Source organism: Peterkaempfera griseoplana (assembly GCF_001418575.1).
Lineage (GTDB): Bacteria > Actinomycetota > Actinomycetes > Streptomycetales > Streptomycetaceae > Peterkaempfera > Peterkaempfera griseoplana.
The window spans coordinates 1-6,679 of record NZ_LIQR01000353.1 but is presented as its reverse complement, the minus strand read 5'-3'; the positions used below and the strand labels follow the sequence as shown (position 1 = coordinate 6,679).

General features: G+C 74.6%; 3 protein-coding genes and 1 pseudogene. 1 reads left to right on the top strand and 3 read right to left on the bottom strand.

The window, feature by feature from the left end; all coding sequences use genetic code 11:
• Positions 1-223 (top strand): annotated as a pseudogene (locus AOK09_RS25080) (sensor histidine kinase); the annotation flags it as partial.
• A 268-nt stretch (positions 224-491) separates the two neighbouring features.
• Here AOK09_RS25080 and AOK09_RS25075 read toward each other — a convergent pair.
• The 3 genes from AOK09_RS25075 to AOK09_RS25065 form a co-directional block, all read right to left on the bottom strand.
• Positions 492-1,742, bottom strand: a complete 1,251-nt coding sequence (locus AOK09_RS25075; RefSeq protein ID WP_245687469.1) for an acyltransferase family protein — start codon at positions 1,740-1,742, stop codon at positions 492-494.
• Between the two features lie 459 nt (positions 1,743-2,201).
• Complete coding sequence (locus AOK09_RS25070; RefSeq protein WP_245687468.1) at positions 2,202-4,892, bottom strand: YfhO family protein; 2,691 nt, start codon at positions 4,890-4,892, stop codon at positions 2,202-2,204.
• Positions 4,893-5,308: 416 nt separating this feature from the next.
• Positions 5,309-6,679, bottom strand: a 1,371-nt coding sequence (locus AOK09_RS25065) for an alpha-2,8-polysialyltransferase family protein (protein ID WP_245687467.1), incomplete at its 5' end; no start/stop codon positions are given.

Below are 6,679 nucleotides of genomic sequence, written 5' to 3'. Positions count from 1 at the left end.
CACCGCCCGCACCGCCACCGTGGACGTCTGGCGCAGCGACAACCGCCTCATGATCCAGGTCCGCGACGACGGCCACGGCGGCGCCACCACCGACACCACCGGCACCGGACTCACCGGCCTCGCCGAACGCATCCGCGCCGTCGACGGAGTCTTCATGATCGACAGCCCCCACGGCGGCCCCACCACCATCACCACCGAACTCCCCTGGCACACCCGCAGCTGACCCCGCCGGAAGCCCGCGAGGGCGGCGGCGGTCCCGGCCGGACGCAGGCGCCGCCGGCCCCGGCCGGGAACGGGCAGGGCGGCGGCGACGTCCCCGGCCGGGGCGCGGACAGGCAGCGGGCGCGCCCCGGCCGGGGGATGCCGGGGTCCTGGCGGGTGCGTCGCCTTGCGCATGGAGCGCACCGGCCGCCGAGCCCCGACCCCAGGGATCTATGTCCCTTTTGTCGATTTTGTCGCATAGATTCCACCGCGCCCCCAGCGGCACGCCGTCAGACCGACGGCGGCAGCGGCTTCTCCAGCGCCCGCTTCATCGCCCTGGCCAGCGGCCGCTCCGCCAGCCGGTGCACCAGCCAGGCCAGCAGCAGCATCGCCACCGTGGTCACCGCCAGCACCACACCGGGCGGGAACTGGTCGCGCAGGCCGTAGATGACCAGGTGGCCCAGGTGCTCATGGGTCAGGTACAGCGGATAGGTGAGCGCACCGGCGGTGGTCAGCCAGCGCCAGTTCAGCCGGGAGAACCAGCCGAGCGCCACCCCGGCCATCACCACGAAGCAGACGGTGATCACGGTGGCTCCCACCGTCCCCGAGAGCGGGGCGTTGATCATCTTGCCGAAACGGTCCGTCTCGGCGATCACCCGCTCCTGGGCGATCAGCCAGGAGATGCCCACGATCCCCCAGGACAGGGCGTGGTGCCCGAACCTGTGGATCAGGTAGAAGCCGATGCCCGCGATGAAGTACGCCGAGTACTTGGGGACCAGCAGGTTGTCCAGCAGGACGTTGTGGCTGACCTGGGTGAGCACCGACCCCACCGTCCACAGCCCGCAGAAGACCGCGGTGCTGCGGTAGGTGACGCCGAGCCGCACCACCAGGGCGAAGATCAGGTAGAACCGCATCTCCACCCAGAGCGTCCAGAAGACCCCGTCGACATGCGCCACGCCGAGGGGCTCATGGAGCATCGTCAGGTTGAGCAGGATGTCGTGGAGGCTCATCCGCCGGGTGACCACCACCGGGAAGATCTCCTGGAGCACCACGATCAGCCCGATGGCCACCCAGTAGGCGGGGTAGAGCCGGGTCAGCCGGGAGCGGAAGAACTGCCCCGGCGTGCGGCCCCAGCAGCTCATGCAGATCACAAAGCCGCTGATGATGAAGAAGAACTCGACCCCGAGCCAGCCGTAGTCGGCGAGGGGCTCGATGCCCGGCAGCACACTGCGGCTCTGCTGCCCCCAGGCCTTGGAGGCGCTTCCGCCCCGGGCCATGTAGTGGAAGACCAGCACGGACAGCGCCGCCAGCAGCCGCAGGCCGTCCAGTGCGTAGAGCCGGCCGCCGCGGGTGGCGGCGCGCGCCGGACCCGCGCCGTGCGCCGGCCTGCGCTGACCCGGCAGCGAGGGCTCCACCGGCGCGGCGGCGGCCGGCGCACCGGTCGGGACCGCGTCCGCCGGAACCGTCCCGGGCGCAGCCGTGCCGGGTTGGGCCGTACCGGCCGTGGACCGTCCCCAGGGCGAGGTGTCCAGGGTGCTCATACGGCACCCCCCGCCGCGGTCCGGGTCCCGGCCGCCCTCCCCGCGCGGCGGGGCGTGCCCCGCCGCGCCGACGCCGTCCGGTCGGGTCTACTCATCGTCTCCGCGCCGCCTTCCGAGCTCAGCCAGGCCGCGTTGCGCGGCCATCCGCCACTCACCGCCCCGGTGGTCGCCACCGGTACGCCGGGCCCCGGAGCGGGGCCGCGGCGAAGACCGTCGGTGGGCGAACCACCCGCCCCGGTCAGGACGCCGGGGTGCGGCCGAAGCCGGGCACACCCTCGTGTGCACCGTCGCCGGGGGGCGGAAGCCGCACACGGTAGCGGGTCATGGTGAAGGGAATGTGACGCGATCATCGCCTCTACGCTTATCGGGCAGGAGCGGATGTCCTGTGCAGAAGCGATCAGATCACGCCATGTCAGCAACTGCGGTGTCCCGCGGGGTCACCGTCCCGCGGGACGCGCCTCAGAACGCGAGCCGGCCGTCCCGGCGCCGCCTGGCGCTCCACACCCCCGCCGCGCCGAGCAGCAGCAGCGAGCCGGCGCCCAGCGCCGCGCCCGCCTTCAGCCCGGGCGGAGTGAAGGAGCAGTCCACCGTGGACGCCCGGCCGTCCAGCGGCACCGCCAGCAGGCCCCCGTACTGCGCGGCGGGCCTCAGCGGCGCGTCGCCCGTGGCGCACTGCCAGCCCTTGGTGCGGGGCACCGAGACGACGGCCGTGCCCACGCTGCCGGCGGGCAGCTCGGCCCGCAGACCATGGCCGGAAACCGACACCTGGGTGGCACCGGTCCGGGTCAGCCGGGCCACGGCGGCGGCCAGCCGGGAGGGGTCCAGGCAGCCGACCGGGTGCAGCGGCAGCGTTCCGGGCTTGGTGGCGCGCAGATCGATCCGCACCCGGCCGTCGGCCGGGACGACGCCGAGCCGCTGCATCGGGGCGACCTGGCGGCCCGGGGCCGCGACCAGCCGGACGGTGTCGCCCTGGGCCATGGCCGCGGTGCCCGCGAAGTGCGGGGCGTCGAGGAAGACCTGCCACCCGGGCCGGCAGGCCACGGCGATCCGGTGGGTCGGCAGCGCACCCCCGCCGGACGGCTGCTCGGCCCGCCAGCCGTCGGCGGTGCGCTGGGCCGGACGGCCGTCCCGGGTGAGCGCCACGGCGTCGGGGACCGCGTAGACGGTGGCGCCCAGCAGCATCTCCTGGTTGCGGAAGGCGTCGTCGCCGTAGCGCGGGGCGGGCCCGGCCGGACGTACGGTGACCAGCGGCGGCACCTGCTGGTGGCTCACCGTCACCGTGGCGTGCACGGAGGCGGCATAGGGACCGGCGTGCGGGTCGGGGACGGCCCGTACCCGGGTGCCGACCGAGAAGACCGCGTCGGTCACCGGGTTGTCGAGGGTCCGCGGGGCACGGCCGCGGGAGGTCCAGCCGTAGCCGAGTTCGGCCATGGTGGAGATCCAGGCCTCGGAGGTGAGGCTGCTGTAGTACTCCGCGCCCTGGCCGCCGAGCAGCTGCGGGTCGTTGGCGCTGACCAGCTCCGGACCGGCCTCGGTGCGGCTGCGCGGCCAGTCGTCGGCGGCCGTCACCGCCTGCCGCACCTGGTCCTGCCAGGGACCCCACGCGGGGTGGGCGTCCAGGTGGTGCAGCCGGCTGCGGTCCACCCGCGCGGTGTGCACGGCGGCCTCGGCGACCTGCAGCACCGGCAGCAGCGCCAGGGTGGCGGCGGCCAGCCGGTACATCCCCCGGCGCTGGGCGTGGCGGCGCAGCAGGTGGAGCAGGCCGCCTGCCACGACCGAGCCGCCGAGCACCCGCAGCGTCCAGCTGGTGTCCAGGCCGGAGGAGGCGGAGCCGGCGGCCACCGCGGCCATCACCCCGGCTGCGCACAGCAGTGCCCTGCGGTCGGGCAGGCCGCGGGAGAAGGTCAGCCAGCCCGCGGTGACCAGCAGCCCGCAGAGCACGAAGGCCTGCCGGTAGCTGCTGCCGTTGGGGTTGGTGAAGGCGTACCAGACCAGCACCGTGGGGCCCCACTGCAGCGACAGCAGCACCGCTCCGGCCGCGACGCCCCAGGTGGCGCGTATCCGCCCCGGTATCCGGCGGTCGAACGGCAGAGCCAGTGCGGCCAGCAGGGCGAAGGTGCCGATGTAGAGGCCGGGCGAGTTGAAGCCGTAGGTGGTGGGCAGCGACCGCGCCAGCACATCGCTCCAGGGCACGGCGTGGAACTCGCGCGGGTCGATCGGCCAGACATAGCGGGTGCCGAGGTAGACCACCAGGAAGAGCGGGGCGGCGGCGCCGATACCGAGTCCGGTGCGCACTCCCAACCGCAGGACCACGGCGGCGCGCGCCCGCCAGGGCGCCGGGGACTGCGCCAGCCGTACGGCGAGCACCACCAGCGAGCCGAGCACCGCCATGTAGGCGGTGTAGAAGTTGGCCGCCCAGGCCGCGGTGACCAGCAGCGCCCCCAGCACCGGGCGGCGGCCCTCCAGGGCCCATTCGACGCCCAGGCAGAGCAGCGGCAGGGCGATCAGGCCGGTCAGCCACATGGGGTTGTACGCGGCGTCGGTCACCGAGAAGCCGCAGAGGCCGTAGGCGGTGCCGAAGCAGGCGGCGAGCACCGGGTTGCCCCGGCGCAGCCGCAGCAGGTAGCCGGTCATGGCCGCGGCGGCGGTGGCGGTCATCAGGACGGTGACGACGTACACCGCGAGATCGACCCGGTCCCGGGGGAAGAGGGCCACCAGCGGGGAGAACGGGCTGGCCAGGTAGGTGCCGACATCGGGGAGGTAGCTGGTGCCGTAGCCGGAGTTCCAGTTGACCAGCAGGTCTCCCTGGGCGTGGCCGTGCAGGACGTCCCACCAGCGGGCGTAGAAGGGGACGTACTGGTTGCCCAGGTCGCTGACGCTGCGGGTGGCGTCCCCGAAGGGGTACATCCGTGCCAGGGCGTCGCCGAGGCAGAGCCCGAGGGCGGCCAGCAGCGCGGAGAGCGCCGTCGCGGCGGCGGTGGCCCGCCGGCGGGCACGGCGCAGCCCCTCGGCGGCGCCGGCCCCGGCGCCGGCGGCCGCGGTGGCGGTCGTTTCGGAGGGCCTGGCGGCTTCGGCGGGACGCGGCCCGTCGGCGTCTGGTCCGGCTGCTGTGGGCGACGCCGCTGAGGCGTCGATTGCGGGCCGTGTCACGAGGACTCCTGCGGCTGGACGCGCGCTGTGCGCTCGACGGTGGGGGGCTGCCCGGGCATGCCCGGGAAACCGTCGGAAGCCCCCCATGGCCCGGTACGCATGTGCACCTTCGGTGTCAGAGGTGCACCACCGGCGGCCGGAAAGTGTCCTGGCGGCGACGGACGGAGCAACAATGGCCGATCCCCGGGGCGGCGCCGTGTCCCTCACCCGTACGGAGGACCCGCCGGGGAGGGCCGTCCACCGTACAGGGGACGGCCGGCGTCGCTCCGGGGCCGCGGAGAGCGGCGGCGAGTGGCACGGGCGTCGGCCGGGTCCGCACAGGCACCGGGGCCGCCCCCTCGGGCAAGAGAGGCGGCCCCGATGCGGTCCTGGGTGTCGCGCGCGGTACCGGGCGTCACGGCCCGCGTCGCGGCCGGTCAGCCCCGGCCGCTCCGGCGGGCTCTGGCCTGCCGTACCACCCGGCGTACCAGCGGGGACTTCTTCAGCAACCGCGCACCGGCCGGCATTCCCCCGACCATGCCGCCGGGCAGCCCCAGCGCGGTCAGCCGGCGCCGCTTGAAGTAGCGCGCGGTGGCGGGGCCGTAGTGGGCGGCCAGCCAGTCGGCGGCCTGGCCGGCGAGGTGCGGATAGGCCTTGGCCTGCATGCAGTAGCCGACCGCCGTGGTCAGCGGACCGAGCCGGCCGGCGATGTCGGCCGGGTCCAGGGCCGGCGGGGCGACCGTGAAGCCGGGGGCCTCCAGGTCGGGCACCAGGGCGTCCACCACCGTCACCGGGATGCGGTTGCTGTTCTCGTACGGGCTGAGGCGCTCCAGCAGCGGCTCGGTGCCCACCCGGGCGACCGGGAGGCCGTAGAAGGCCGCCGCGGTGAGCAGGGCGGTCGAGAAGCAGCCCACCACCAGGGCCGGGCGCAGCCGCTCGAAGAGCGTCTCGGCGAGCACCGGCTCGTCCAGCACCCGCAGCGTGGCCCCGGCCTCGGCGGCGGCCTTCTCCATGGCGGCGGAGAGCTTGGCCGGGGCGCTGGGGTGGGGCTTGAAGACGATGTCGGTCAGGCCGGCGGCGACCACCCCGCGCACCATCCGGGCGTGCAGTTCCTCCTCCTCGTCGGCGCTGATCAGCCCCAGCGAGGAGAGGTACTGGCCGAGCAGCAGGGCGCAGCCGGACTCGGCGGGCCGCTCCGGGCCGGGCGCGGTGGCGGTGAGGTCGGTGAGCACCTCCCGGAAGTCCTCGGTCGGCACCGCCTGCGGCTCCACTCCGTACTCGGAGAGCAGCAGCGGACGCAGTCCGGGCACCAGGTCCAGGTGGAGGAGGCGCCGGATGCGGCCGTGCAGCAGGTAGGGCAGCGCGTTGCGGGTGGGGCCGTAGCTCATCAGGCCGTCGGCGTAGATGTGCACCGGACCCTCGTCGAAGATCGCGGTGATGGCGCGGGCCGGGCTGACCTGGATGGACTCCACCACCAGTTCCAGCGGTGCGTCGCCCAGGCCCCAGGACCGGCGAAGCAGTCGCTGCAGGATGGGCACGTCCTCCTGACGGGGGGTCCAGCCGCTGGGGTGGTAGGGCTCGATCTCGTCGTTCCAGTAGCGGACCTCGTCGAAGCTGCCCTGCAGCGCGGCGAAGGAGGCGGTGCGGTGCAGCGGCACGGCGTTCTCGGGGATCGCCGCGGTGTTGCAGACCAGCAGGATGCGGCGGTGCTCGGCGCGGGGGCCGAAGAGGTCGGCGTCCAGCGCGGCACAGACGGTGGCCGCGCCGTAGAGGGTGGACGCGGCGAAGATCTGCACGGTGCCGGGGGG

What these genes read in the sequence shown, in the direction of transcription:
- AOK09_RS25075 (WP_245687469.1), bottom strand. Translation starts at nt 1,742, where the DNA reads ATGAGCACCCTGGACACCTCGCCCTGGGGACGGTCCACGGCCGGTACG.